Below are 24,683 nucleotides of genomic sequence, written 5' to 3'. Positions count from 1 at the left end.
ATGGGAGACGACGACGACCGGGCCGCGCCGCGCGACGATCAGAAGGGCACGAGGCCGGCGTGGATGCGGCGGCTCACGCCGACGGAGATACGGGACCAGGAGGACTTCCAGAACCAGAACGCGATCGTGAAGTTCTACGCGGTGATCCCGCTCATGGTGGTGGCGGTCTTCCTCCCTGCCGGTCCGATCCGCGGCATCTGGATCGCCCTGGTGATCGTGGGGTACGTGGTCTGGGGCGTGAGGAACGTGATGCGGTCGTCGCGGAAGCCCACGGCGGACAAGGCGGGACGGGCCGCGCCATCGGCGAGCGGCGAGGATCGACCCTCGAGCGCCGCGCTCGGAGACTGACTCCCCGCCTGACAGGCTGGGTCCATGGACCACGACGACTGGGACGTACGGGTCGCCGCCTTCTGGGCGGCCGCCGACGACGAACGCGCGGACGAGACCGTCGCCGCGATGCGGGAGCTGGTCTCGGAACGCCCGGCCGGGGAACCGCGGGCGCTCTTCGAGCTGGCGTGCGCGCATGACCTCGTGGGCCGCGAGGCGGAGGCCGTGCCGCTGTACCGGCGGGCGCTCGACGGCGGGCTGGATCCGGAGCACCGGCCGCTCGCGGTGATCCAGCTCGCGAGCTCCCTGCGGAACGTCGGCGAGGCCACGGAAGCGGTCGACCTCCTGGAGGCGCTGCCCGACGACGAGCACGCGACGGGACGCGACGCGTTCCTCGCGCTCGCGCTGCACGACGCGGGACGCCCGACGGAGGCGCTGGCCGTCGCGCTCCGACGGCTCGCGCCCACGCTGCCGGCGTACGGCCGGGCGGTCGCGGCCTACGCGGACGAGCTCGCGGAGCGCGCCAGCGACAGCGACGACGGCAGCGACGCACGATCCGACCTGCCAGGCTGAACGCGTGGACGCCCGACTCCCCTACCTCCTCGCCCTGCCCGTGCTGCTGCTCGGCGGGCTCGCGCTGCTGCGCACCGGACACATCGTGCTGGGCGTGGTGGCGCTCGTGCTCCTGGCCGTGGTGATCGTCCTCGCGCGCCGCACCCAGAGGGCGGACATGGCGCGGGACGCGGCCGCGCACGCGGACGACGCGGAGGCCGCCGGCCCCGACGCCCCGCCCCGCGACCCCGCGGCCGGCTAGGAGCCGGGCGTCGCGCGCGCCGGGTCGACCGGGGTCGCGCCGGACGCCGCGGGGGCGCCGTCGGGATCGGCGTCCGCCGCGTCCGCCTCCGCCTTCTTCTCCCGGGCGATCCGGATCGCGGCCCGGCCGGACGGGAGGGAGATCGCCACCGAGATGACGACGACCGTGATGATCCCGGCCGCGACGAGCAGCGTCTGGACGCTGAAGACGTCGGCGAGCGGCCCGAACGCGACCGCGCCGATCGGGGTCGCGAGCGCCATCACGATGCCGACGTAGCTGAAGACGCGGCCGTGCATCTCGGGCGCGACGGTCTCCTGCACGAGCGTCATGAACGGCGCCGAGAACAGCGGTACGAACAGGCCGATCGCGAACATGAAGCCGTAGAAGACCCAGAGGTTGGGGCTGAGGCCGAGGCCCGCGGTGAAGATCGCGAAGCCGAAGCAGCTCACGAGGATCAGCGTCATGCGGTCGGACTTCGCGAACAGCGTCGACACGAGCGCGCCGCCGCCGAGCATGCCGACGCTGAAGGCGATCTCGAGCACGGTCACCATCCAGACCTCGGTGCCGTAGGTGCGGGCCACGAGCAGCGGCGTGATGAACGACGGCGCCACCGTGAGCAGGAAGATGATCGCGAAGACCACCAGCAGCCAGCGCACGACCGGGTTGCCGCCGATGTAGCGGATCCCCTCGACGAGGTCCTCGCGGTACGTCGACGTCTTGTCGGCGATGGACGCGAGCGTCGGCACCGCGACCGAGAGCAGGAACGCGATGCCGATCGCGGCCGTGATCGCGTCGACGAAGAACAGCGGCACGAGCCCGTAGGCCGCGAAGATCGCGCCCGCGGCGGCCGGCGCGAGCAGGGCCATCGCCGACTGGATGGTGCCGAAGATGCCGTTGATCCGCAGCAGCTGCTCGGGCGGCACGATCTGCGGGATCATCGCCTGCACCGCGGGTGTCTGGAACCCGGCGCCGACGGAGCGCACGGCGACCGCGAGCAGGATGATCCAGAGGTCGGTGACCCCGTTCATCATGAGCAGCGCGAGGGCGAGCGTGACGATGGCGATGGTGCTGTCGGACGCGATGACGAGCACGCGGCGGTTCATGCGGTCGGCGAGGGTGCCGCCGAAGATCGAGACGATGCCCTGCGGCAGGAACGCGCAGACCGCGTAGAGCGCGACCGCGAGGCCCGAGCGGGTCTCGAACGTGACGTACCACATGACCGCGTACTGGACGAGCATCGAGCCGAACAGCGAGACCGTCTGGCCGCTGAGGAAGAGGGTCGCGTTGCGCTTCCAGCGGGCGGCGACGACGGCCGCGTCGGCGTCGCTCATCGCGGGCACGTCGGGCACGTCGGGCACGTCTGCCTGCGCTGCCGGGTCGCTCATCGGATCCTCGCCGCTCGCTTTTCCTCAGGTGTGGGACGCCAGGTTACGGCGCGGCGCGTGCGGCGCGCCAGGGCTGATGCGGTCGGCTGGGACCGCCGACTCATCAATCCAGGCGAGGTGCGGGCGGGCGCGCAGCGCGTTCCGGCAACCCGCCCTCGAGGATGCCCTCCACCATGCGCACCGCCCTCCCGGTCAGGCACTCGCCCGGGTAGTACGCCTCGAACACCTCCTCAGCGCCACCCGACGACGAGACGCCGCAGATGGCCATCAGCTGCGCGATGTCCTCGTCGTCACGTCCAGGGCGGTTCGCATTGAGCTTCATCGCCAGGAGGGCCTCGGCCGACGCCAGCTGGATCGCCACGCCGTCCCGGTCGAAGATCGTCTCCCAGTCGACTTCGCGGCCGTACAGCGGGAGGAACCCCCTACCTGCGTCGTTGAGCCAATCGCGCTGCCAGCCGCGTCTGTCCGCGATGAGCTGCATCAGATCCGTGATGTCCGCGTCGAAGCGCACTCGCGCGTCGATGTCGGCAGTGGTGCCACGGTCGAAGAGCCCGAGCGTCAACGCCGCGCCCCCGAAGATCTGCATGTTCCCGGTCGTCCCGCGCTCGACGAGGAGCGCAGCGAGCTCGCCCAGCGCCGACTCGAGGTCGTCCCTATCGAACATGGCCATCTAGACGCTCACCAGGGTGTCGGCGTCCAGGAGAACACCGTGGCGGAGGAAGGCCTCCGGAACACGGTCGCGATCCACGGGGATGGCGTAGCGTCCGGAGCCGAAGGTCCACTCGTCTGCGAGGCGTCGCTCATCGGAAGCGACCCACGCGGGCACGGGAAGCCCCTCCTCCTCGAGCCGGTGCTCGACCAGGGCGGCGATGGCCGCGTCCCAGTGCTGCGCACCCGTGGGCGCCGGCTCCGCGATCGCGAGGACGAATCGCACGCTCCCGTGCTCTGCCGCGAGATCGTCGGCGAGCTGGATGAAGTGACGCACGGCGTGGTCGCCCCGCCGCGAGGAGAGGCTGCGGGCGATGCCCTCGGCGGCGGCGGCGGCATCCGACCGACGCGTGGGGATGGCGACGAGCTGGTGGCCGGTGGAACGCAGGAGCCGCTCGACGGTCGTGACGCTCGGAACTCGGTGTCCGGACTCCACCTCCGAGACGGTCGACTGCGCGACGCCCGAGATGCTGCTCAGCTCGCGTTGCGAGAGGCCGCTCGCGCGCCGCGCTCCGTGGATCACCTGCCCGATGGTCATGACCGCCTCCTTAGTGATAGCGCCGATGCTATCAAGGACCGGCGGCCCACTCTCTAGAGATCCCTACTCGCCAGCACCACGTCGGAGTCGGATGGGGTGATCTGCACCTCGCGGATGCGGTCGATCGGGAGGGCCGACGTCGCCGTGAGCTGGGTCGCCTCGGCCTGGCCGGCGCCCCACGTGGCGACGATCGTGCGGGTGCCGTCGTCGGCGATCGCGACGAGGTCGTAGGCGCCCTTGCCCGCGCTGCCGCCCGCGTACGCGCAGCTCCAGTCGAAGCGCGTGCCCCACGGCTTGGCCGTCACGGCGAGCTGCGCCGTGACGCTGTCGTCGAGCTCGGAGCGCATGCTGACGGCGTCGGCGGGCAGGCCGGTGTCGGAGGTCGGATCCTGGGCGGGCGACGAGACGGCGGGGGTCGGATCCGCGACGGGCACGCTCACGCCGGCGCGGAGCGCGGAGCCGAGGCCCGCGCCGCCGACGAGGAGCACGACGGCGGCGGCGGCGAGCAGCCACCTGCCGGTGCGACGGGACAGCCGCGGGCGCGCGGCACCCGAGAGGGGGCGACGGCCCCGGCGCGGCACCCGGTGGCCAGGCGCGTCCTGCGCTGGCGCGACCTGCGCTGGCGCGACCGGCTGCGGAACGGCGGGACCCTCGGGCTCGTCCATCAGCACGATCGCCTCCTCGACGGGCAGCATCCGCAGCACGCCGGGCAGGCCGGAGAGCTCGGCGAGGGAGCGCATGCACGCGTCGCACCCCTCGAGGTGGGCCTCGAAGAGCGCGCGATCGGTGGCGCTCAGGCCGCCGAGCACGTACGCGGCATCCCACTCGTGGATGTCGTCGGCGCGGTCGTTCATCGGGTGACTCCTCGTTCCTGCAGGGCGAGCCGGAGCGCCTTGAGCGCGTAGTGGAGGCGGGACTTGATGGTGCCGGGCGGGACGCCCTCGCGCTCCGCGGTCTCCGCGACGGACCGGCCGAGGTGGTAGCAGCTGACGACCGCGCGGCGGTGCTCGGCGGAGAGCGAGACGAGCGCCTCGGCCACGAGCAGGCGGTCGATGATGGCGTCGGAGGCGTCCGCGACGGGATCCTCCGGCAGCACGTCGGTCGGCGTCTCGCGGCCGCGCCAGGCGCTGCGCCGGTCGTCGATCACCAGGTTGCGCACGACGGTGAAGAGCCAGCGGCGAGCCGACTCGTCGTCCTCCGCGAGGATCGCCGGCGAGCGCCAGGCCCGCAGCAGCGCCTCCTGCACGACGTCCTCGGCGAGCGCCGGATCCCCCGTGAGCCGCAGCGCGTACCGCTGCAGCGCAGGCGCGTGCGCATCGTGCAGCGCCCGCATCCGGGCCGTGCTCTCCGTGGTCATCCGTGCCTCCTCCCTCCACGACGAGATGGACGGCCGGATGGTTCACCGCTCGCGGGAATCATCTCAGGGGGATCCGCGAACCTGGCAGGACCCTGAGCCCGTGAACGTTCTCCGCGGCTGGTCCGTCGTCCCTGATGTCGACGCAGCCTCTCGCGGCGATCAGATGAGCACCATCCGGATCAGGAGACCCCCATGCAGAAGAAGACCAAGATCATCCTCGGCACGAGCGCGGCCGTGGTGGTCGTGCTCGGTGTCAGCGCCGCCGCGTTCGGCCCCGCCTTCTACCGCGACGTGATCGTCGGCGCCCCCGCGGCCGCCCCGTCCGTCTCGGCCGCCCCCGCCGACTCCTCGCTCGACACGAGCGACCTGTCCGGCGAGTGGCAGATCGGCACCGGCAGCACCGCCGGATACCGCGTCGCCGAGGTGCTCAACGGCACCGACGTGACGGTCGTCGGCAAGACCGAGGACGTGACCGGCAGCATCACGGTCGACGGATCCACCCTGTCGGCCGCCACCGTGAAGGTCGACGTCGCGAGCATCGCCACCGACGCGGCCCCCCGCGACGAGTACTTCCGCGGCACCGCGATGGAGGTCTCCAAGTACCCCGACGCGACCTTCACCCTGACCCAGCCGGTCGACGCGGCCGTGCCCGCCGACGGCCAGGTCGCCACCGTCCAGGCGACCGGCGAGCTGACCATGCACGGCGTGACGCAGACTGTCACCGTGCCGCTGCAGGCCGCGCTCTCGGGCGACGGCGTGCAGGTGAGCGGATCCATCCCCGTCACCTTCTCGGACTACGGCGTCCAGGCCCCGAGCCTCGGCTTCGTGAGCGTCGAGGACCAGGGCACGGTGGAGTTCCTGGTGAAGGCCACGCCGACCAAGTAGGCGTCTGCGCGGCCATCGGGCCGCACGGCCGAGGGGAGGGGGAGCGCATCCGGGTCGCTCCCCCACCCCTTCGTCGTGCTCGGGGCGCGGTCGCGGGCGGGGGCGCCGCCCGCGGATCCGGCGTCCTGGATCACCGCTCTCGACGCACTGCTGTTCCTCGTCGCGCCGACGACCACGGCGGCGGGCGCGCTCCTGATGGGCGAGCGGATCACGCCGGTCACGCTCGCGGGGTTCGTGCTCCGCGGTGCGGGCATGGCGGCGGTGCTGGTGACGGAGGGGCGGCGCCCGGCACGGGACGGCGCTGCCGCCGTGGATCACCCCAGTCCGGGCGCGCATCGCCGCGAGCCCGCCAGCCGAGCCGCATGACCCCCTATCGTCGGGGCATGCGCGCACCTCGCACCACCGTCCCCTGGGCCGGCCTCTGCGCCGCCGCCGTCCTCACGATGAGCGGGTGCGCGGCGCCCGGCGGGGCGGGCGGCGGGCTCGCGCAGGAGGAGCCGCCGATCATCCTGCCGACCTCCACGGCGACGCCGACGCCGACACGCACCCCCGAGAGCCTCGTCACGGAATGCGGCGACGCCTCGCCCGCCGCGCTCGCGGCCGTCAACGCGAGCATCGCGGCGGATCCGGGGCCCTACCCGGACCTGCAGCTCGACGGCCTCGAGACCGTCTGGGACCCCGACGAGGAGGTCTGGACGCTGGCGGGGATGGTGGTTCCGCCGGTCGAGGACGGCGTGCAGCCGGAGCAGTTCGTGGCGCTCTGGGCGACGGACCAGGATCCGACCCGGCCGGACTTCGCGGGCACGATCTGGTCGGCCGTGAACGGGTCCGACATGGTCTCCGACGCCCCGCGTCTCGAATCGTTCCGACCACTGACCATGGACGACCTCGACCCGGCGGGGCTCTGGTGCAGCGACCTCTACCCGGAGGCGGACGGCGGCACCGGCGGCTGATCCCGCTGCGGCGGCTGACCCGCGCCCGGCAGCCCGCGCAGCCACATGTCGACCTCGCGGGGCGAACGCAGCCGCACGATCCGCAGGTGGGGGTGCTTGACGGCGGCCAGCACCACGCGCTTCCGCGCCTTTGCGCGCCCCTTCCATCCCCACCGGACGATGTGGTCGGGGTCGGTGAGGACGGTCCACAGCGGCGGCTCGACGTTGCCGTGCCAGAGCGGCTCGCGGCTCCGGCGGCGGACCACGGTGCGGCGGATCAGCCGCCCCATCTGCACCGCGACGGACAGGTCGAGCCACACGAGGGTGTCGGCGCGCGACGGCAGGAGATCCCCGAGCTGCGTCGTGTACTGCCACTCGGTGACCCACGCGTCGCGCGATGAGAACGCCTCGACGTCGTCGCGGAAGGTGGGCAGCTCGCTCCAGTCGGGCCCGTGGAAGAGGGCGTCGATCTCGGTGTGCGGCAGGCCGGTGCGGGCCTGGATGCGCCGGGCCAGCGTGGTCTTCCCTGCCCCGGACGCCGCGCCGATGAGGACGCGCCGGGCGGGTGGATCGAGGCGGTCGACGGGTCCGAGCATCCCGCGATCCTAGGGCGGACGGCCGCCGCAGCGCGGGGATCCGCCCCCGCTCCTTCCCCGAGCGGAGCCCGTACGGGCGCTCCCCGCGGCGTGGAGCCCATACGGTGAACTGCGTGACCCCCGCCGCCGGATCCGCCGCCGCCCTCCTCGCCGCCTACGACGCCCAGCTCCGCGCCGACGCCGAGACGCCGAGCGCGCTCGACGTGCGGCTGCTCGGCCCGCTGCGGCTCGTCGTCTTCCCCGGCCGGCGCGGCTTCGTCACGTACGCCGACCTCGGCGGCCTCGACGAGGCCGGCCTGCGCGAGCTCGTCCCCGCCGCGCTCGCGCGCTACCGCGACGACCCCGCGATCACGACCGTGGAGTGGAAGACCCGCGGACACGACCGCGCGCCCGGGCTCGACGGGATCCTCCGCGCGAACGGGTTCGTGCCGGAGGAGCGCGAGTCGATCATGCTGGGCGAGACCCGCGCGCTCGCGGTCGACGTGCCGCTGCCCGCGGGCGTGACGCTCCGGCGCGTCACCGCGGAGGCCGAGGTGCGGGCGATGAGCGCCATGCAGGACGAGGTCTTCGGCGACGCGGTGTCCGCGGATCATGCCGACGCGATCCTCCGCCGCCTCCGGCTCGACGACGGCATGGAGCTCTGGGTCGCCGAGGCCGACGGGCGGATCGTCTCGGCGGGCCGGCTCGAGCCCGTCGCGGGATCCGACTTCGCCGGCCTCTGGGGCGGCGCGACCCTGCCGGAGTGGCGCGGCCGCGGCATCTACCGCGCGCTCACCGCGGCCCGCGCGCGCTCGGCGCTCGCGGCCGGCCGCACCCTGATGCACAGCGACTCGACCGACTTCTCCCGCCCGATCCTCGAGCGCTCCGGCCTCATCGCCTGCTCGACGACCACGCCGTACGCCTGGTCGCGCTGACGCTCGGCGAGCCGGCACGTGAGCGATTCCCTCACGCGAGGTACCGTTGCCGCGTGAGCAACACGAGCAGCGCGGCGCCCTCGGGGCGTGGGGAGGTCGTCGGCGGCACGTCCGTCGGCACCAGGTAGCCACCGGATCCGCCGCCGCGCCCCGCGAGGGCCGGCCGCACCCGGTGCGCCGTCGATCCACGAGGATCCGGCCGCCATTCTCGACACCCGTTCCCGCGGCACGCCCGCGACCCCGCACGAAGGGCACCACATGCTCCCCCTGACCGAATCCGACATCCGCGCCTCGCTCGTCAACGCCTCGCAGCGCGAGCGGCGCGACATCCACCTCCCCGAGGGCTTCGCCGACCTGGCGTGGGACCGCCTCGACTTCCTCGGCTGGCGCGACCCCAAGGCGCCGCAGCGCGGCATCGTCGTCGCCCCCGTGGGCGACGAGCTGATCGGCGTGCTGCTGCAGCAGTCCGCCACCGCGCCGCGATCCCGCGCCCAGTGCACGTGGTGCCAGGACGTGCGCCTGCCGAACCCCGTCGTCTTCTACGGCGCGCGCCGGGCGGGCGCCGCCGGCCGCAACGGCAACACCGTCGGCACGCTCGTCTGCACCGACTTCGAGTGCAGCGCCAACGTGCGGAAGCCCCGGCCGATCCCGTACCTCGGCTTCGACCCCGCGGCGGCGACGGCCCAGCTCATCGACGACCTGCGGAACCGGGTGGCGGCGTTCGCGGCGGACATCGCGTCGACCGCGTGATGACCGCGTGAGGGGCTGACCCGCTGACCCGCGCGCCCGCGTCCGCCATGCTCGGAGCATGCTGCTGCGCACCGTGATCCTGTTCGCCCTCGCCGCGGTCGCCGAGATCGGCGGCGCCTGGCTCGTCTGGCAGGCGGTGCGCGAGGGGAGGCCGTGGTGGTGGGCCGGGCTCGGCGTCATGGCGCTCGGTGCGTACGGCTTCATCGCGACGCTGCAGGCGGACGCGTCGTTCGGGCGGATCCTCGCGGCCTACGGCGGCGTGTTCGTCGCGGGCTCGCTCGTCTGGGGCGCCGTCGTGGACGGCTACCGGCCCGACCGGTGGGACGTGATCGGCGCCGTCGTCTGCCTGCTCGGCGTCGCCGTGATCATGTTCGCCCCGCGCGGGCAGGGCGCCTGACGCGGAAGACGCGCAGATGCGCGCGTCCACCCCGGAGGGCGGACGCGCGCGTGTGGGTCGGCCGGGTCAGCGCGTCGGGGCAGCTGGCCCGACCGGGTCGGTGGGCCGGCTCAGGACTCCGGCGTGCAGACGGTCGCGAGGGCCGTGCGGAAGGCCTTGCGGTGCGCGTCGTCGAGGCCCTGGCCGAGCTGGCCGCGGGCGTCCTTCACGAGGTGGCCGCACGCCGGGTCGGCGAGGGCGGCGGACGCGGCGCCGACGGCCGGGACGAGGCGTGCATCCACCGCGTTGATGCGCGGGCGGACGCTCGTGGTGAGGTCGGGCGCGGTCGTCGGCGCCTGCGCGGGGTTCGCGTGCCAGAAGGCGATGAGCGCGTACTGCACCTGCTTGCTCGCCGTGATCTGTGCCCGCATGATGCGCTCGGCGGCGACCGGGTCGACCCCATCGGCCTTCGCGGCGGCGATGGTGGCGTCGACGACGGCCTGCTCGCGCGCGGGATCCGCCACGGCCTTGCCCGACAGGTACTTCGACGCGGCCACGTCGTCGGCGATCTCGAGGCGGTCGAGCGCGGCGGACGCGACCGCGGTGACCGCCTGCTGCTCCGCCGGGTCGCGCGGGCACGCCTGGGCGGGCGCGGCGGCGCCGAGGAGCGCGGCGAGGGTGACGGCGAACGCGGACGTGGTGAGCAGGGCGCGGCGGGGCATGGCGGATCCGTTCTTCAGGAGCGGGCGGAGGGGGTCGGGCGCGGCGATCGGGTCGGGCGATCGGGTCGGTCGGTCGGGCGCCGCGAGCATAGGCAGACGACGCGCCCGGGCGGGCGCCGGAGTGCACAGGCCGGCCCGATCGGGGGCGCGCGGCCTCTGCGAGCCCGTCGATAGCGTGGGCGGATGACCACGCCCGACACCGCGCCCGCGCCCGCGCCCGCCGCCGGCCCCGACCCGCGGGCCTCCCGCGCGATCCCCGGGATCCGCGGCGCGCTCCTCGGCCTGGCCGTGGGCGTCGCGGCCGCCGTGCTCGGGCTGCTCCCGTGGATCCTCTCCGGCCTGCGCCTGCCGCTGCAGAACCTGTGGGCGGAGGACGTGACGTCCGCGGCCGACATGCCCATCGCGCTGCTGCCGTTCAACCAGTACACGGCGGGGCTGCTGGCCGGGGTGATCCTCGTGGGCGGCGGCATCGCGGGCGCCGCCGCACGCGCGCTCCGCTCGCGGCTCCCGCGGCGCGGATCCTGGCTGGTGGTCGCCGGGCTGCTCCTCGTGCAGGTCGTCGCGCTCGTGCAGACCGCGACGGTGACGGCCGACGGGCTCGGCATGGACGACGTCTCCGGCGCGGTCGACCGCACGGGCGCCTCCATCAGCGAGGCGCAGGTCTACCTCGTGGCGTTCGTCGCGGGCACCGCGGCGATGGTGCTGCTCGCGGGCATCGTCGCGGCGCTCATCGCCCACGCGCCCGCCGGTCTCGCCGTCGCCGCGTCGGCCGTCCCGATCGTGCTGCTCGGCGGCTGGCTCGGCGGGCTCGTCGCGCGCGGGGCCACCGGGATGCTGAGCGACACGGCGTACGCGATCCTGCCGGTGATCTCGTGGGTGCCGCCCGTCGTGCTCGGAGTCGCCATCGCGCTCACCGGGCTGCGCTCGGTCGGCCGGATCGTCGGATCCATCGTTGCCGTGCTGCTCCTCTGGGTCGGGACGGCCGTCGTGGTCGGCGTCACCTACGCCCTCGGCAACCGCGTCCTGCTCCGCTACCCGCTCGAGCTCCTCGACGCCGGCGGCATGGTCGGCGGCGCGGTGCTCCGCGGCGAGGGCGGCGTGCTCGGGCAGCTCGCGGTGGCGGTGGTCGTCGGGATCATCGGCGCGCCCGTCGTGCGCGGCGTGCGGCGCCGCCGGGCGGTCAGCGCGGGATGACGGGCTCGTCGCCGTCGCAGGCGACGCCTCGACGCGCCGCGCGGCGGACGCACATGGCCGCGCAGGCCGCGCAGACGACGGCCACGAGGATCGCGCCGGGCCAGCCGAGGGCCGGCTCGGACGTGCACTCCCCGGGGAAGGCCGCGCAGTCGACGCAGCTGCCCGACCAGACGCCGATCGCGAGCGCGCCGACGACGAGCAGGGCCACCGCTGCCGCGGTCCACATCGCTCGCCGGGATGCCCTCATGCGGACGACGCTACGGCCCGCGCGGGCTCCTGTCGCACCCCCGATCGCGGTGCGGGCGGTTGCCGGGTCAGGCCGCGAGCCCGCGCAGCAGCCGCGGGAGGTCCCGCATGTCGTCGAAGACGGTGGCGCCGGCATCGCGCAGTCGGCCGGCCGGCGTCAGCCCGCCCGCGTAGCCCAGCGCGCGCATGCCCGCGGCGAGCGCGCCCTGCACGCCGTACGGGCTGTCCTCGACGACGACGCAGCGCGCGGGATCCACGCCCATCCGCGACGCCGCGAGGAGGAAGAGGTCGGGCGCCGGCTTGCCGTGCGCGACCTCCGTGGCGCTCGAGATCCGCCCGTCGAAGCGCGGGAGCAGACCCGTGCGCGCGAGGTTGGCGCGGATCTTCGGGTGGCCGCCGCTGGACGCCACGCACGTCGGCGGGGCGATGGCGTCGAGCGCCTCCGTGATCCCGTCGACCGGGCGCAGGTGCGACGCGAAGGCATCCGCGTACCAGTGCTCGTAGGGCGCGTCCCAGTCGTCGGCGAGGTCGCAGCCGAGGTGCGCGGCGACCTCCGCCGTGAACGTCGCGTGCGACTTCCCGACGAAGCGCTCGACGATCTCCTCCGTCGTGACGTCCCAGCCGAGCTCGGCGAGCACGCGCTTGTCGACCTCGACGGCGAGCACCTCGCTGTCGACGAGCACGCCGTCGCAGTCGAGGATCACGAGGTCGATCGGCGCGCTCACGCCGTCGTGCGCTCCGCGCCGATCATCAGCCGGTCGGGGCCGAGGGCCGCGCGGCGGATCCGCAGGGCCTCGCGCGCTCCGGGGAGCGCCTGGGCGGTGGCGCGGGCGAGGATCCGGTCGGGATCCGCCGCGTGCAGCGACCCGAGGAACCCGCCGAGCACGACGAGCGACGGGTTGAAGATGTTGACCACGTTGCGGAGCGCGACGGCCAGGTTGTCGATCTGCCGCTCGACCTCGCGGGTGACCGCCGGATCCCCCGCCTCGAGCGCAGCCGCGAGCACCTCGCCCAGCTCGTCGGCGCGGGCGCGCGGGAGGCCAGTGACCTCGAGCAGCGCGTCCTGGCCGACCGTGGTCTCGAGGCAGCCGACCGCGCCGCAGTGGCAGAGCTCGCCGCCGGAGTCGACGAGCGTGTGGCCGAGCTCGCCGCCGTAGCCCTCCGCGCCGCCGAACGGTCGCCGGCCGATGAGCACGCCGCCGCCGACGCCCGACGCGCCGCCGTTGAGGTAGACGAGGTCGTCGACGTCGCGGCCGGATCCGAAGCGCCCCTCGGCGACGGCCGCGAGGCTCGCGTCGTTGGCGGCGAGCGCCGGCAGGCCGGTGGCCTCGGCGAGGAGGGCCGCGAACGGCTCGTCGACCCAGCCGAGGTGCGGCGCGAGGCGCACGAGTCCGCCGTCGAAGCGGACGAGGCCCGGGACGGCGACGCCGATGCCGAGGACGCGCGCGTCCGGTCGGGTCGCGCGGAGGTCGGCCCGCAGCTCCGCGATGATCGTGCTCGCGAGCTCGGCGGCCTGCGCGGCCGTGGGCACGCCGTCGGTGTCGCGGCGGATCCGCTCCTGCACCACGCCGTCGAGGCCGACCAGGCCGACCGTGACGGCGTCGATCTCGGGGTTGACCGCGAAGACGACCACGCGCGGATCCGCCGAGACGATGGGGCTCGGCCGGCCGACGCGGTTGGTGCCGGGCGGCTCCGACTCCACGACGAGGCCGAGCTCCTGCAGCTCGCCCACGAGCGCGGCGATGGTGGAGCGGTTGAGACCGGTCGCGCGCGTCAGCTCGGAACGGGACGCAGGGCCGGTCTCGTGCACGATCTGCAGCACGGTCGCGAGGTTGGAGCGGCGGACGTGGTCGGGCGTGGTGCCGCGGGAGCGGGCGTCACCGGCGGGCGGGAAATCGCGGGACCGCGGATCCGGCGCGAGCGGCACGGCGCGCGCGGGCCGGGCGGGATCCCCGACCGGGGCGGACGGCTCGGGCGCGCGCGCGGCGTCGCCCGCCTCGTGCCCGGTCACTGGATCCCCACCCGACGAGGCTACCCGGCGGCGGCCGGGCGGGCGACGGCCGCGACGCCCTCGGGGCCCGCGCGGCCAGCGGTCGCCGGCGGCCCCTGGAGCGCCTCCCGCACGCCCCGCTCGCGCCACGCCTCGAGCCGGGCGCGCACGTCGTCGCGCCGCTCGTCGGCGAGCGCGGTCGCGTGCGCCCGCTCGAGCACGTCGTCGATCGCGAGCCGCCGACCCGTGCCCTTGGACTCGATGGCGGCCTCGACCATCGCGAGGCTCATCACGTTGCCGTGCACCTCGCCGTGCGGGCGCTCGCCCGTGCGGAGCGCGCGCACGAAGGCGCGCAGGGATCCGGCGATCTCCACGCCCACCGACTCGGCAGCCGCGGGCTCCGCGGGCGGGCCGCCGGGTGCCTCCGGGATCTCGCTCGTCGGGTCGTGGTCGCCGTCCCAGAGCGCGGTGCCGTGCGCGCCGCTCACCCGCCAGGATCCGTTCCACGACGTCTCCGCCCCCGGGCTGCACCAGCTGCCCGTGTAGACGTACCGCACGCCGCCCTCGAACGCGAATACCGCGGTGGCACCGGCGTCGCCGCGGTACCAGCTCCACGCGGGGTTGTACGACTCGCAGTAGACGCTCACGGGATCCGCGTCGAGCAGGTACCGCACGGCGTCGAACTGGTGCACGGCCATGTCGAGCAGCAGCACGTCGTCCATCTCCTCGCGGAACCCGCCGAAGCGCGGGGCCTTGAAGAACTCGGTCGTGACGATGCCGACGCCGCCGAGGTCGGCCGCCCGCCGCTTGAGGGCGACGAGGTGGTCGTTGTACCGGCGCGACTGGCTGACCATGAACAGCTCGCCCGTGATCTCCGCGGCCGCCGCGAGCGACAGCCCCTCGGCGACCGTGAGCGCGACGGGCTTCTCGCCGAGCACGGGGATCCCCGCGAACAGCGCCTGCGTGGTGACGGGGTGGTGCGCGCGCGGGATGGTGACGTCGATCACCGCATCCGGCCGCACGCGCGCGATGAGCTCGCCGAGGTCGGTGGACGCATCGGCCGTGGCCCCGTGCGCGGATGCGCCCGCCCGCGCCGCCTCCGCGTCGAGGTCGACGACGCCCACGAGCTCGACGTCGGGATCCTCCGCGACGGTCTGCAGCCACTGCCGTCCCATGCCGCCCGCGCCGACCTGCACGACCCGCAGGCGCGCGCCGTCGGCGGGCGCGACGATCCGGTGCGCCGGGCTCGTGCTCTCGTCCCCGGACGTCATCGCTCGAGCGCCCCGGCGTAGTCGTTGCCGTCGAAGTACTCGCCGAGCTCGTAGCGCAGGAGCGTGGGCGTCTCGCGGCGGTCGGGCCGCGCCCACTCGCACGCGTTCGCGATCACGCGGCGGACGTCCTCGTGGTGGTACACGGGGAAGTCCTGGTCGCCGGGCGAGAAGAAGAAGATCCGGCCGAAGCCGCGGCGGTAGGTCATGCCGCTGCGGAACACCTCGCCGCCCGTGAAGCCCGAGATGAAGACGAGCTCGTCGGGCGTGGGCACGTCGAAGTACTCGCCGTACATCTCCTGCTCGTCGATGACGATCGGGTTCGGCACGCCGCGCGTGATGGGGTGCTGCGGGTTCACGGTCCACACCAGCTCGCGGTCGTGCTCGCTGCGCCAGCGGAGGGTGCACGTGGTGCCCATCAGCTTCGTGAAGATCTTCGACCAGTGCCCGGAGTGCAGCACGATGAGGCCCATCCCGTCGAGCACATGGCGGTGCACGCGCGCGACGATCTCGTCGTCCACCTCGGCGTGGGCCGCGTGGCCCCACCAGGTGAGGACGTCGGTGCGGGCGAGGAGCTCCTCGGTGAGGCCGTGCTCCGGCTGGTCCATGGTTGCGATCTCGATGTGCGCGTCGGGCAGGTTCTCCTGCACGCCCTCGGCGACGGCGCCGTGCATCCCGGTCGGGTAGCGGTCGCGGACGTGCTGCTCGATCTGCTCGTGGCGGTTCTCGCCCCAGACGGTGACGCGGAGCGGGGATGCGGTGTCGGTCATGGTCGTCCTTCTGATGGGGGTGGTGCGGGTGTCGGAGGCGGCGGGAGGCGTCGGCGGGAGGCGTCGGCGGGAGGCGTCGGCGGCGACGCTAACACCGGATCCGCTCTCGTGTAAAGCGGTTAACCGGAGGTGCGTCCGCGGCCGGACCCGCGTGCCGTACGGCGCGGACGCGGGCGCCCGGACCCGGACGCGGACGACGCCCCCGATGCGGCATCGGGGGCGTCGGGGTTCCCGCGCGGACGACTCAGGGGCCGGCTAGACCGCGATGGGCGCAGGCGGTGCGGTGGCGCTCACGTAGAACACGGTGTACGTCCCGGTGGCCGGCAGGAGGCCCGCGCTCCGGGGGTAGGCCCGCCCGGGCCGGCAGCCGCTGCCGAAGTAGGACGTGATGCGGTACGTCCCCGTCGTCACGGTGAAGAGCGCGGAGCCGGTGACCTCGACGCACTTCGCGAAGTGCTTTCCCGCCGTGAGCAGGACGGATCCGATGCCCGGGCCCTTCTTGGTCCAGATGAGATCGAGGAACTGCGCGTCGTCGGGATCGGCCCGCCCGTCGCTCCGGACGGCATCCGCGGGCGTCGTCACCTGCGCGGGCGTCATCGCCTGCGCGTCCGTCATCGCCGGCGCGGGCATCGTCACGTGCGCGGGCGTCGCCGCGGTCGCGTGCGGGGCGGGCGCGACCACCGTGCCGGCCACGAGGGCCAGGCCGAGGGCGAGGGGGACGAGGAGATGTCGAGCGCGTCGGCGGGGTGTTCGCGGGTGGAGGAGGTGCATCGGGCGCGGTCCTTTCCCAGGGAGAGACGAGGTGGATCGCCAGAGGCTAGGGCACGGCGCGCGGGTCGCGAGCGCGTCGCTCCCCGCACCGGAGGCGGGCGCGAGGAGCCGCGCACGAGGGAAGCCCGCGGTCCGCGGTCCGCACCATCGACGGCCCCGACGGATGCCGGGGGCGTCGATGGCGCAGGGCATGCCGTGGGCGATCCCGCGGTGGCCCTCGCGCACCTCACCCTCGGCGGCGCCGTGGTGCTCAGGCGGGATACCGGGTGCCGGCCGATCGCCGGCAGCGGACCTGCGCTGCGCCCGTATCCGAAGATGCGCTCGACGCACCCGTAGACGGCGCGCACGACAGCGCGGATCATGGCGATCACACCCGAGAGCTCGAGGAGGAGCCCGTGCGACGACTCACCGCAGGCCTGTTCACGTCCGTCGACGGCGTCGTGCAGGCGCCGAACCTGTTCCAGTTCGACAGCTTCGACGCCGAGCTCGGAGCCGGCATGACCCGCCTGATGGAGACGGTGACCACCGCCGTGCTGGGGCGGCACGGCTACGAGGAGTGGTCCTCGTACTGGCCGGCGGCGCCCGCGGACGACCCGTTCGGCTCCTTCATCAACCCGATCGAGAAGCTCGTCGCGTCGCGGACCCTCACCGGTGCGCTCGACTGGAACGCGACCCTCATCGAGGGCGACGTCGTGCAGGCGCTCGCGGACCTGAAGCGCACGGACGGCGGCGACATCGGCGTCTTCGCGAGCATCTCCCTCGTGCGCCAGCTGCTGTTCGCGGGGGTGCTCGACGAGCTGACCCTGATGATCCACCCCGTCGTCGCGGGCGCCGGCCGCCGCCTGTTCGAGCCGAGCGATCCGGTGACGCGGCTGGAGCTGAGGCGCTCCGAGATCACGAGCGCGGGCAACGCGCTGCTGACCTACGGGCTGCGCGCCGCCGGCTGATCAGCTCGCCTCGCGGGCACCGGTCGGACGCGCGCGACGCCCCCGATGCGGCATCGGGGGCGTCGCGCGAGCACGGCGTGCGGCTAGTGCAGCGTCGGCTTCGGGGTGCGCGACGTGTACACGGCCCAGTTGTGGAAGACACGGGTGTCGATGTAGCCGATCGAGCCGACGTACGCGGACTCGCGCGAGCAGGCGAAGTCGTTGTACGCCGTCGCCCGGTAGTCGCCGCGGTACACGCGCACGTCGAGCCCGACCCACCGGTCCAGGCCCGACTGCGGCAGGTCGACGCAGCGCGACCAGCCCGGTCGTCCGTTCTCCGGGCTCGGCCCCTGGAGGAGGACGGAGGTGACCACGAACCCGCGACGGAACATCTGCGTCTCCAGGTGCAGGGTGACGCGGTCGGGCTGCCAGGCGGATGCAGACGGATCACCGGCGGGCGCGGCGGATGCGGTCCCGTAGTCGACCGTGGTCGCGGAAGCCGGTGCGGCGACGGCGACGGCGGACGCCTGCGCGGCGGGGGCGGTGCCGACGCCGACGAGCGCGGAGCCCGCGATGACGAGGGCGGCCAGGGCGACGCGGGTGCGGCGCGGACGAGGAGCGGTGGTGCGAGCGTGCACGGGGTTCTCCGATCGGGTGGGGGATGCGGGCGGCGACCCGCGGGACGACGGTAGGGCCGCGACCGCGCCCGCATCGGTCTGCCAGACGAACGTCTGGTGAAGAGGGGATAGGTGGCGCATCGGAGGTCGGACACGTCGCCGACGCGGCAGCGCTGCGGGGCGCACCACCGAGCCCGGGCCCGGGCTTCGACGAGGACGGCCCGGCCGCCGATAGGGTCGCGGGATGCGGATCTCTGTGCTCTTCGGCGGCGAGAGCGAGGAGCGCGACGTCTCCATCGCGAGCGCCGCGCAGGTCGTCCCGGCGCTCCGGGCGCTCGGGCACGAGGTGGTCGCGGTCGACACCGCGCACGGGGCGCTGGACGCCGCCGCCGAGTCGCGGATCCTCACCTCCGACGTCGGCCTCCGCCCGCCGACGTCCGCGGAGCTGGCCACCGCGAGCGCGGGCGGGTCCGGCGCCGTGCTGCGCCTGCCGGCCGACCTCCGCGACAGCGACCTGGTGTTCCTCGCGCTGCACGGCGGATCCGGCGAGGACGGCCGCCTGCAGGCGCTCCTCGAGCTCGCGGGCATCCCGTTCACGGGCTCCGGCTCCCTCGGCAGCGCGCTCGCGATGGACAAGGACGTCGCCAAGACGCTGCTGCGCGCCGGCGGCGTGCGGACGCCCGACTGGCTGATCGACCCGGAGCCGGATGCGGTCGAGCCGGCCCTCGGATTCCCGGTGGTCGTGAAGCCGACCGGGCAGGGATCCACCGTCGGCCTCTCCGTCGTGCGCGCGGCCGCGGAGCTGCCCGCCGCGCTCGAACTGGCGCGCCGGCACGGGACCGTGATGGTCGAGCGGTTCGTGCGCGGTCGCGAGCTGACGGTCGGCGTGCTCGACGGCGAGGCGCTCGCGGTCGGTGAGATCGGCGTGCCCGTGGACGAGGCGTTCACCTACGCCGCGAAGTACCAGGCGGGCGCGATCGCGGAGACGTTCCCCGCCGAGCTGCCCGACGCGGTCGCGGAGGAGGCGCGCGCGGCGGCGTCGGCCGCCCACCGGATCCTCCGGCTCGCCGGGTACAGCCGCTCCGACTTCCGCCTCGACGACGCGGGCGCCCTCTGGATCATCGAGGCCAACAGCCTGCCCGGCCTCACCGCGACGAGCCTCCTGCCGCAGTCGGCGGCGGCCGTCGGCGTCGGGTACGGGGAGCTGTGCGAGCGGATCGCGCGGATCGCCCTGGGTGGGCGCGCGGGCTGACCGGTCGGGCTACCGCGCCGGCGCCACGGGCGGCAGCAGCCCCTGCTCGGCGGCGGCCGCGCGGGCGATCAGCAGGGTCGGGTCCTCGATGCCGCCCGCCGCGATGAGCGCGTCGAGCTCCGCGACGGGCATGCGGACGAGGCGCACCTGCTCGGACGGGTCGGAGCGGTCGGCCGTGCCCGCCGTGGTCGGGGTCGTGCAGGCGAAGACGTGCACGAGCCAGGACGCGCGGCCGGGGTTCACGGCATAGGTCCGCAAGTGGTGGAGGTCGGGCGCGACCAGGCCGAGCTCCTCCTCGAGCTCGCGGCGGGCGGCCTCGGCGGGCTGCTCGGAGGTGTCGCCCGCGCCGCCGGGGAGGTCGAGGATCCACCGGCCGAGCGGGTGCCGGTACTGGCGCGAGAGGATCACGGAGTCACCGTCGACGACGAGCGTCGCGACCGCGAACGGCACGCTCTCGTCGACCTCGTAGCGCGACGCGGACCCGTCGGGCAGCAGGACGTCGTGCTCGACGAGGACGACGCGGCCGCGGTGCAGGTCGCGGCGGCCGGTCGTGGCCCAGACGAGCTCGGGGTCGGGATGCGGTTCCGCGCTGCTCATCCGGCGAGCCTAGGCCGGGGAGTCCGCGGGGCGGCGCGCGACGACCGCGAGGTGCGGTCGCTGCGCCGACGACGTGCGCGTGTGCAGCTCATCCACCTCGAAGCCCGCGGCGCTGATCCGCGCGGCCAGCTCATCCGGCTCCCAGCGCCACGCGCGCGTCACGGCGTGGTCGAACGGCTCGGTGGCCGTGCCGGCGAACGCGCCGAGGAGCAGGCCGCCGCCCGGCCGGACGACGCGTGCGAGCTCGGCGAGCGGCACGGCGACGCGGTCGGGCGCGTGGTGGATGAGCGAGTACCAGGCCAGCACACCGCCGAACGCGGCGTCAGGGGCGTCGAGCGCATCCAGGTCGCCGACCTCGAACGGGAGGCCCGGATGCGCGGCGCCGGCATGCGCGACGAAGGCGGGCACGAGGTCCACGCCGCGCGCGTCGAGGCCGCGGCAGGCGAGGTGGGCGGTCCAGTGCCCGGGCCCGCAGCCGGCGTCGAGCACCGGGCCCGCGATCCCGTCGGCCCACGTCGTGACGAGCGCGAGATCAGCGGGGTGCACCGCATCGAGGGTGCCGAGGCGCTCCGCGTACTCGGCGGCGCGCGCGGCGTAGGCGTCGCCGACCGGGCCCGTCATGCGTGGCGCTCCTGATCCTCCGCCGCCCCGAGCGGCCGCGACCACGCGACCTCGCGCGCCAGCTGCCCGCTCGCGCCGAACGCGACGACCTGGCGGGCGTCGGGGAGCGCGGCGGCGAGCGCGTCGCGATCGGCCTCCTGGAAGCCGAGGCCCCGCCAGAACGGACCGGACCTCCGCGAGAACAGCCATGCGCGCCCGGCACCGGCGGCCGCAGCCTCGGCGAGCGCGTGCCGGGCGAGCGTCGAGCCGAGGCCCGCGGACCGGAGGGCGGGATCCACCGCGACGCTGCGGATCAGCGCGTGCCGCCCGTCCGCGCTCAGCTCGAACCCGGTGCTGCCGGTGATCCGCCCGTCGGCGTCGCGCTGGGACCAGAGCCGCACACCCGGGTCGTCGAGCCCGGTGACCGTGAGGTCCGCCGCCGCGAGGAACGCGTGCAGCGCCTCGACGTCCGCGGGGCCCACGGGCGCGAGGGCCGTCACAGCGCCCCGCCCACCACGATCCCGAGGCCTGCCGCCACGATGCAGACGACGAGCATCCCGACGCCGTTCGCGAGCGCCGCGCCGACCCGGCCCGCTTGGGCGAGCCGCACCGTCTCGAGGCTCGCGGTGCTGAAGGTCGTGTATCCGCCCATCAGGCCGCCGCCGAGGATGAGGAGGAGGTCGTGCGGGAGGCCCGACTGCGCGGCGGCGCCCGTGAGGAGGCCGAGCCCGAGGGATCCGGTGACGTTGATGACCGTGGTGCCCCACGGGTACGCGGCGCCGAGGCGGCCGCGGATGGCGCCGTCGAGGAGCAGACGGAGGGCGGCTCCGACGCCGCCGGCCACGCAGATGAGCGCGAACACGAGCGGGCCGGTCACGACGCCGCCCCCGTCGCGCGGCCGGCCGCGGCGCGGCGGTGGATCGCGGCACCCGCGGCGACCCCGGCGACGGACGCCGCGGCTCCGACCACGAGCGAGAGCCCCGCGTACGCGAACGCGAGGCCGAGCGCGGATCCGGCGAGCGACGCCGCGTCGGTGGCGAGCGAGCTGTAGGTGGTGAAGCCGCCGAGCACGCCCGTGCCCACCAGCAGGCGGATCGCGCGGCGTCGGCCCTCGTCCGGCCCGCGGCGGGCGAGCGACTCCAGCAGGGCGCCGAGCACGAAGGCGCCGACCACGTTGATCAGGAGGATGGTCACGGGGATGCCCCCGGCGGGCGCGGGCCACGTGAGCGCGAGCGCCTCGCGGATGCCCGTGCCGACGGCACCGCCGAGCGCCACGAGGCCGAGGGACGACCAGCGGAGGTGGACCGGGCGGCCCGGGTCGTCGTCCACCTCGATGTCGCTGTCGAGCGGCTCGTCGTAGAGGGGCGCGCTGTCGCGGGGTGCGCCGTGGTCGGGCTGCGGGTGGTCGGTCATGCGGTCTCCCATCTCGGATGGCATGGCGGTGCCGTGAGACAGGGACTGTCGTCGACGAGGGTGTCGAGGTTCGGGTACGGCGAGCCCCACCGCCGTGCCTCCCGTGGGAGGCACCTCCCGTGGGAGGCGGGACCATTGAACCACGAGGGTCGGGCGTGGCCCGGCGCGTAGCCTGGGCGGATGCGGACCCGCCCCCTGCTCGTCGCGATCGGGGCCTCCGCCGCGGTCGCCTTCGTCGCCAGCGAGGTCGCGCACCGCCTGGCCAGCACGCGCGGGCTCGACCCCCGCCGACCGGGCACCGAGGTCGGCCGCGAGGCGATCGTGGTGCTGGGCTACGGCAACCGCGGTCCGCGCGCCAACGCCATCAACCGGTACCGGGTCCGGGCGGGCCTGCGCTCGATGGATCCACGTGCCACCTCGAGCACCCTCATCCTGTGCGGCGGATCGGTGATGGGCACCGAGCCCGAGGCGCGGATCCTCGCCAGGTACGCCCGCGACGAGCTCGGCTACCGGGGCCCGCTCGTCCTCGAGGACAGGAGCACCAGCACGCGCGAGAACATCGCCAACGCGATCCCGTTCCTCGAGGACGCCGACACCATCCGCATCGTCTCCGACTCGGTGCACGCCGCGAAGGCCCGCCCCTACCTCCGGGAGCTGCGTCCCGACCTCGCCGGACGCCTCGCGCGGGCCGAGGAGTACCGCGTGGGCGAGGTGCCGTGGATGAAGCCGACCGTGCTCGTCGTGCTCCTGCTGAAGCGCCTCGGCCTCGCGTAGCGCCCGGCGGATCGCGCGTCGGCCGTTCCTCCGCATGGTCCTGCGCGCGATGCTCCGGCTCATGGCGACGATCCCGCTCGTCACCTCGCTGTTCTTCGGGGCCGTCTCCGGACCCCTGTCCGACCGGCTCGGCCGTCGGAAGCCGCTCGTGATCGCCTCCGCGTCCCTCGTCGCGACCGCGTCCCTGTTCCCGTTCTCCGTGGCGCAGCCGTGGACGATGCTCGTCTGCGCGCTCATCGCCGCCACCGGGTCCGGGCGAGCGGGCTCGACGCCCCGAGGCCACCCGCGGACGGGGACGGCCTCCCCCTGACGAGGGCGGAGAGCAGGGTGGTCAGGCCGTCGTGGGCGGCTCCATGTCCGTCGCCGGCGGGGCGCTCGGAGAGTCCGCCCCGCGCACCTTCCGCTTCAGCGCCCGCCACGGCACGACGAGTCCGCGCTCGGACGGCGCCTCCACCTCGAGCCCGTAGTGCACGCCGATCCGGTCGAGCAGCAGATCGCGCTCGGCCTTGTCGTAGGCGCGGCGCTCCCGGGTGAAGGCGATCATCGTCGACCAGCGGGAGAGGAGCAGCACGACGCTGAACGGCAGCGCCGTCGTGATCGCCGCGGTCTTCAGCGCGTCCAGGCCGCCGGTGAGCAACAGCGCGATCGCCAGGAGGGCCGCGAGGACCGCGAAGAACACCCGGAGCCAGTTCCTCGGCTCGATGTCGCCGCCGGACGCGATCATCGCCATGACGAGCGAGCCGGAGTCCGACGACGTGACGAAGAAGACCCCGATGAGGAGGATCGCGCCGAACGTGAGCACGGTCCCCGCCGGCAAGCCGCCGAGCAGGGCGAACAGGGAGCCCTCGATGTCGACCGAGCCGTCCGCGCCGACGAGCCCGCCCGCGCCGTCCGTCTGCTGGTGGATGGCCGCGCCGCCGAGCACCGCGAACCACAGGAAGGTCAGCGCCGTCGGCACGAGCAGGACCCCGGAGACGAACTGCCGCACGGTGCGGCCCTTCGAGATGCGGGCGATGAAGATGCTCACGAAGGGAGCCCACGACATCCACCAGCCCCAGTAGAAGGTGGTCCAGGAGCCCTGCCAGGCCTCGCCGGCCGCGCCCTGCTGGGCGGTGACGTTGAAGGAGAGGCCGACGACGTTCTGCAGGTACGCGCCGATGGACTGCACGAAGTCGCGCAGCAGGAGCTGGGTCGGGCCGACGATCAGCACGAAGAGGAGCAGCGCCGCCGCGAGCGCGAGGTTGAAGTTCGAGAGGATCTTCATGCCCTTGGTCACGCCCGTGACGAGCGAGACGATCGTGACCGCGGTGATCACGCCGATGATCGCGATCTGGCTCACGGTGCTGCTCTCGGCGAGGCCCGCGCTCTCGAGGCCGGCGCCGATCTGGATCACGCCGAGTCCGAGGGAGGTCGCGACGCCGAACAGCGTGCCGACGAGCGCGATGATGTCGATGACGTTGCCCCATCCGCCGCGCACGCGCTTGCCGAGGAGCGGCTCGAGCGCCCAGCGGATGGAGACCGGACGCCCGCGGCGGTGGATCGCGTACGCGAGCGCGAGGCCGAGCACGACGTAGATCGCCCCGCTGGCCGGACCGGGCACCAACGGGAGCGCCCGTGCGCTCCGCGGAAGACGCCGCGCACCCCGGGTCCGCGCCCCTGGTCCGCGCCAGGAGCCGCGGGTACGGTCGCAGCATGAGCCCGCACGGCATCGCCGCCCCGCCCCCGCCGCCCGACGGGCAGAAGGCGAAGGGGCCCGCCTCCTACTTCCCGAGCATCGAGACGACCTACGGCCAGCCTGTCCAGCACTGGATCGACCTCGCCGACGCGCGCCTCGACGCCGAGCCGCACATGCAGGTGGTCGCCTGGCTGAAGGCCGAGCACGGCCTCGGGCACGGCCATGCGAACGCGGTCGTCGCGTTCGTGAGGGCGGCGCGCTCCGCCTGATGCGCGGCGCCTGACCT

At 74.6% G+C, this 24,683-nt stretch carries 34 protein-coding genes and 1 pseudogene; 15 read left to right on the top strand and 20 right to left on the bottom strand.

Going from position 1 to position 24,683, the window contains the following annotated elements:
• From FGD68_RS03305 to FGD68_RS03295, 3 genes are read left to right on the top strand one after another with little or no spacing between them, the layout of a single operon-like run.
• Positions 1-348: a hypothetical protein gene (locus FGD68_RS03305; RefSeq protein ID WP_119373018.1), complete on the top strand. Its 348-nt coding sequence runs from the start codon at positions 1-3 to the stop codon at positions 346-348.
• Positions 349-372: 24 nt separating this feature from the next.
• Positions 373-900: a tetratricopeptide repeat protein gene (locus FGD68_RS03300; protein ID WP_119373019.1), complete on the top strand. Its 528-nt coding sequence runs from the start codon at positions 373-375 to the stop codon at positions 898-900.
• Positions 901-904: 4 nt separating this feature from the next.
• Entirely contained in the window at positions 905-1,141 is a 237-nt protein-coding gene (locus tag FGD68_RS03295; RefSeq protein ID WP_094114773.1) for a hypothetical protein, read from the top strand.
• Here FGD68_RS03295 and FGD68_RS03290 read toward each other — a convergent pair.
• From FGD68_RS03290 to FGD68_RS03270, 5 genes are all read right to left on the bottom strand, one after another.
• The gene (locus FGD68_RS03290) at positions 1,138-2,526 is read right to left on the bottom strand and encodes an MFS transporter (RefSeq protein WP_119373634.1); all 1,389 of its coding nucleotides are present in this window, start codon (positions 2,524-2,526) and stop codon (positions 1,138-1,140) included. The genes FGD68_RS03295 and FGD68_RS03290 overlap by 4 nt on opposite strands.
• Positions 2,527-2,629: 103 nt before the next feature.
• Positions 2,630-3,190: a DUF6036 family nucleotidyltransferase gene (locus tag FGD68_RS03285; RefSeq protein ID WP_237610026.1), complete on the bottom strand. Its 561-nt coding sequence runs from the start codon at positions 3,188-3,190 to the stop codon at positions 2,630-2,632.
• Positions 3,191-3,196: 6 nt separating this feature from the next.
• Complete coding sequence (locus tag FGD68_RS03280; RefSeq protein WP_104236525.1) at positions 3,197-3,772, bottom strand: helix-turn-helix domain-containing protein; 576 nt, start codon at positions 3,770-3,772, stop codon at positions 3,197-3,199.
• 53 nt (positions 3,773-3,825) lie between these two features.
• On the bottom strand, positions 3,826-4,626 hold the full coding sequence (locus FGD68_RS03275) for an anti-sigma factor family protein (protein WP_237609767.1): 801 nt from the start codon (positions 4,624-4,626) through the stop codon (positions 3,826-3,828).
• Positions 4,623-5,129 (bottom strand): sigma-70 family RNA polymerase sigma factor, encoded by a 507-nt coding sequence (locus tag FGD68_RS03270; protein ID WP_104236523.1) that lies wholly within the window; start codon positions 5,127-5,129, stop codon positions 4,623-4,625. Before FGD68_RS03270 ends, FGD68_RS03275 begins: the two co-directional genes overlap by 4 nt.
• Before the next feature lie 192 nt (positions 5,130-5,321).
• Here FGD68_RS03270 and FGD68_RS03265 point away from each other — a divergent pair, with 192 nt between their 5' ends.
• The 3 genes from FGD68_RS03265 to FGD68_RS03255 all read left to right on the top strand — a co-directional run bounded on the left by FGD68_RS03265 (position 5,322) and on the right by FGD68_RS03255 (position 6,967).
• Entirely contained in the window at positions 5,322-6,014 is a 693-nt protein-coding gene (locus FGD68_RS03265; RefSeq protein WP_104236522.1) for a YceI family protein, read from the top strand.
• Between the two features lie 75 nt (positions 6,015-6,089).
• A complete protein-coding gene (locus tag FGD68_RS03260) occupies positions 6,090-6,380 on the top strand; it encodes a hypothetical protein (protein ID WP_237609766.1) in 291 nt (96 codons plus the stop codon).
• A 17-nt stretch (positions 6,381-6,397) separates the two neighbouring features.
• Complete coding sequence (locus FGD68_RS03255) at positions 6,398-6,967, top strand: hypothetical protein (RefSeq protein WP_119373232.1); 570 nt, start codon at positions 6,398-6,400, stop codon at positions 6,965-6,967.
• On the opposite strand, the gene FGD68_RS03250 is transcribed toward FGD68_RS03255, so the two are convergent.
• A complete protein-coding gene (locus FGD68_RS03250; RefSeq protein ID WP_119373231.1) occupies positions 6,934-7,542 on the bottom strand; it encodes a P-loop NTPase family protein in 609 nt (202 codons plus the stop codon). The genes FGD68_RS03255 and FGD68_RS03250 overlap by 34 nt on opposite strands.
• Before the next feature lie 113 nt (positions 7,543-7,655).
• On the opposite strand from FGD68_RS03250, the gene FGD68_RS03245 reads away from it, so the two are divergent.
• The 3 genes from FGD68_RS03245 (at position 7,656) to FGD68_RS03235 (ending at position 9,603) form a co-directional block, all read left to right on the top strand.
• The gene (locus FGD68_RS03245; protein ID WP_119373234.1) at positions 7,656-8,456 is read left to right on the top strand and encodes a GNAT family N-acetyltransferase; all 801 of its coding nucleotides are present in this window, start codon (positions 7,656-7,658) and stop codon (positions 8,454-8,456) included.
• A 258-nt stretch (positions 8,457-8,714) separates the two neighbouring features.
• Positions 8,715-9,206, top strand: coding sequence for an FBP domain-containing protein (locus tag FGD68_RS03240; protein WP_119373230.1), 492 nt, complete (start codon positions 8,715-8,717; stop codon positions 9,204-9,206).
• A 58-nt stretch (positions 9,207-9,264) separates the two neighbouring features.
• Entirely contained in the window at positions 9,265-9,603 is a 339-nt protein-coding gene (locus tag FGD68_RS03235; RefSeq protein WP_119373229.1) for a YnfA family protein, read from the top strand.
• Between the two features lie 110 nt (positions 9,604-9,713).
• Here the strand turns inward: FGD68_RS03235 and aroQ are convergent, their stop codons facing one another.
• The gene (gene aroQ, locus FGD68_RS03230) at positions 9,714-10,304 is read right to left on the bottom strand and encodes a gamma subclass chorismate mutase AroQ (protein ID WP_119373233.1); all 591 of its coding nucleotides are present in this window, start codon (positions 10,302-10,304) and stop codon (positions 9,714-9,716) included.
• A gap of 183 nt (positions 10,305-10,487) precedes the next feature.
• Between aroQ and FGD68_RS03225 the strand changes: the two genes are divergently transcribed.
• A complete protein-coding gene (locus FGD68_RS03225; protein WP_237609765.1) occupies positions 10,488-11,498 on the top strand; it encodes a hypothetical protein in 1,011 nt (336 codons plus the stop codon).
• On the opposite strand, the gene FGD68_RS03220 is transcribed toward FGD68_RS03225, so the two are convergent.
• From FGD68_RS03220 to FGD68_RS03195, 6 genes are all read right to left on the bottom strand, one after another.
• The gene (locus tag FGD68_RS03220; protein ID WP_147361755.1) at positions 11,485-11,745 is read right to left on the bottom strand and encodes a hypothetical protein; all 261 of its coding nucleotides are present in this window, start codon (positions 11,743-11,745) and stop codon (positions 11,485-11,487) included. The genes FGD68_RS03225 and FGD68_RS03220 overlap by 14 nt on opposite strands.
• 67 nt (positions 11,746-11,812) lie before the next feature.
• Complete coding sequence (locus tag FGD68_RS03215; RefSeq protein WP_119373722.1) at positions 11,813-12,469, bottom strand: HAD family hydrolase; 657 nt, start codon at positions 12,467-12,469, stop codon at positions 11,813-11,815.
• Entirely contained in the window at positions 12,466-13,755 is a 1,290-nt protein-coding gene (locus FGD68_RS03210) for an ROK family transcriptional regulator (protein WP_237609764.1), read from the bottom strand. The genes FGD68_RS03215 and FGD68_RS03210 overlap by 4 nt, the downstream gene beginning before the upstream one ends.
• Positions 13,756-13,775: 20 nt before the next feature.
• Positions 13,776-15,005, bottom strand: a complete 1,230-nt coding sequence (locus FGD68_RS03205; protein ID WP_237609763.1) for a Gfo/Idh/MocA family protein — start codon at positions 15,003-15,005, stop codon at positions 13,776-13,778.
• On the bottom strand, positions 15,002-15,772 hold the full coding sequence (locus tag FGD68_RS03200; RefSeq protein WP_104236514.1) for a ThuA domain-containing protein: 771 nt from the start codon (positions 15,770-15,772) through the stop codon (positions 15,002-15,004). The genes FGD68_RS03205 and FGD68_RS03200 overlap by 4 nt, the downstream gene beginning before the upstream one ends.
• Before the next feature lie 255 nt (positions 15,773-16,027).
• The gene (locus FGD68_RS03195; RefSeq protein ID WP_237609762.1) at positions 16,028-16,543 is read right to left on the bottom strand and encodes a hypothetical protein; all 516 of its coding nucleotides are present in this window, start codon (positions 16,541-16,543) and stop codon (positions 16,028-16,030) included.
• A 395-nt stretch (positions 16,544-16,938) separates the two neighbouring features.
• Here FGD68_RS03195 and FGD68_RS03190 point away from each other — a divergent pair, with 395 nt between their 5' ends.
• A complete protein-coding gene (locus FGD68_RS03190; protein WP_119373771.1) occupies positions 16,939-17,490 on the top strand; it encodes a dihydrofolate reductase family protein in 552 nt (183 codons plus the stop codon).
• Positions 17,491-17,573: 83 nt separating this feature from the next.
• Here FGD68_RS03190 and FGD68_RS03185 read toward each other — a convergent pair whose 3' ends face one another.
• Positions 17,574-18,107 (bottom strand): hypothetical protein, encoded by a 534-nt coding sequence (locus FGD68_RS03185; protein ID WP_119373772.1) that lies wholly within the window; start codon positions 18,105-18,107, stop codon positions 17,574-17,576.
• Positions 18,108-18,330: 223 nt separating this feature from the next.
• Between FGD68_RS03185 and FGD68_RS03180 the strand changes: the two genes are divergently transcribed.
• Positions 18,331-19,338: a D-alanine--D-alanine ligase family protein gene (locus FGD68_RS03180; protein WP_237609761.1), complete on the top strand. Its 1,008-nt coding sequence runs from the start codon at positions 18,331-18,333 to the stop codon at positions 19,336-19,338.
• 9 nt (positions 19,339-19,347) lie between these two features.
• Here the strand turns inward: FGD68_RS03180 and FGD68_RS03175 are convergent, their stop codons facing one another.
• Genes FGD68_RS03175 through FGD68_RS03155 form a run of 5 tightly spaced genes read right to left on the bottom strand, consistent with a single transcriptional unit; the run spans position 19,348 to position 21,948 of the window.
• A complete protein-coding gene (locus FGD68_RS03175; RefSeq protein ID WP_237609760.1) occupies positions 19,348-19,935 on the bottom strand; it encodes an NUDIX hydrolase in 588 nt (195 codons plus the stop codon).
• A 9-nt stretch (positions 19,936-19,944) separates the two neighbouring features.
• The gene (locus FGD68_RS03170; RefSeq protein WP_237609759.1) at positions 19,945-20,556 is read right to left on the bottom strand and encodes a class I SAM-dependent methyltransferase; all 612 of its coding nucleotides are present in this window, start codon (positions 20,554-20,556) and stop codon (positions 19,945-19,947) included.
• Positions 20,553-21,035 (bottom strand): GNAT family N-acetyltransferase, encoded by a 483-nt coding sequence (locus tag FGD68_RS03165; RefSeq protein ID WP_104236507.1) that lies wholly within the window; start codon positions 21,033-21,035, stop codon positions 20,553-20,555. The genes FGD68_RS03170 and FGD68_RS03165 overlap by 4 nt, the downstream gene beginning before the upstream one ends.
• Positions 21,032-21,412 (bottom strand): fluoride efflux transporter FluC, encoded by a 381-nt coding sequence (locus FGD68_RS03160; RefSeq protein ID WP_119373423.1) that lies wholly within the window; start codon positions 21,410-21,412, stop codon positions 21,032-21,034. The genes FGD68_RS03165 and FGD68_RS03160 overlap by 4 nt, the downstream gene beginning before the upstream one ends.
• Positions 21,409-21,948 carry a fluoride efflux transporter FluC gene (locus tag FGD68_RS03155; protein ID WP_119373424.1) on the bottom strand — a complete coding sequence of 180 codons (540 nt, stop codon included), beginning with the start codon at positions 21,946-21,948 and terminating at the stop codon, positions 21,409-21,411. Before FGD68_RS03155 ends, FGD68_RS03160 begins: the two co-directional genes overlap by 4 nt.
• A 180-nt stretch (positions 21,949-22,128) precedes the next feature.
• Here FGD68_RS03155 and FGD68_RS03150 point away from each other — a divergent pair, with 180 nt between their 5' ends.
• Positions 22,129-22,722, top strand: coding sequence for a YdcF family protein (locus tag FGD68_RS03150; protein ID WP_182480948.1), 594 nt, complete (start codon positions 22,129-22,131; stop codon positions 22,720-22,722).
• A gap of 61 nt (positions 22,723-22,783) precedes the next feature.
• Entirely contained in the window at positions 22,784-23,032 is a 249-nt protein-coding gene (locus FGD68_RS03145) for an MFS transporter (RefSeq protein ID WP_317207888.1), read from the top strand.
• Between the two features lie 21 nt (positions 23,033-23,053).
• Here FGD68_RS03145 and FGD68_RS03140 read toward each other — a convergent pair.
• Positions 23,054-24,316: pseudogene (locus FGD68_RS03140) on the bottom strand (BCCT family transporter); the annotation flags it as partial.
• Between the two features lie 98 nt (positions 24,317-24,414).
• Here FGD68_RS03140 and FGD68_RS03135 point away from each other — a divergent pair.
• Positions 24,415-24,666: a DUF4287 domain-containing protein gene (locus FGD68_RS03135; RefSeq protein ID WP_104236754.1), complete on the top strand. Its 252-nt coding sequence runs from the start codon at positions 24,415-24,417 to the stop codon at positions 24,664-24,666.
• Positions 24,667-24,683 lie beyond the last annotated feature (17 nt).

It is taken from the genome of Clavibacter californiensis (assembly GCF_021952865.1).
GTDB lineage: Bacteria > Actinomycetota > Actinomycetes > Actinomycetales > Microbacteriaceae > Clavibacter > Clavibacter californiensis.
The sequence above is the reverse complement of the archived record's forward strand: the minus strand, read 5'-3'. Positions and strand labels throughout refer to the sequence as shown.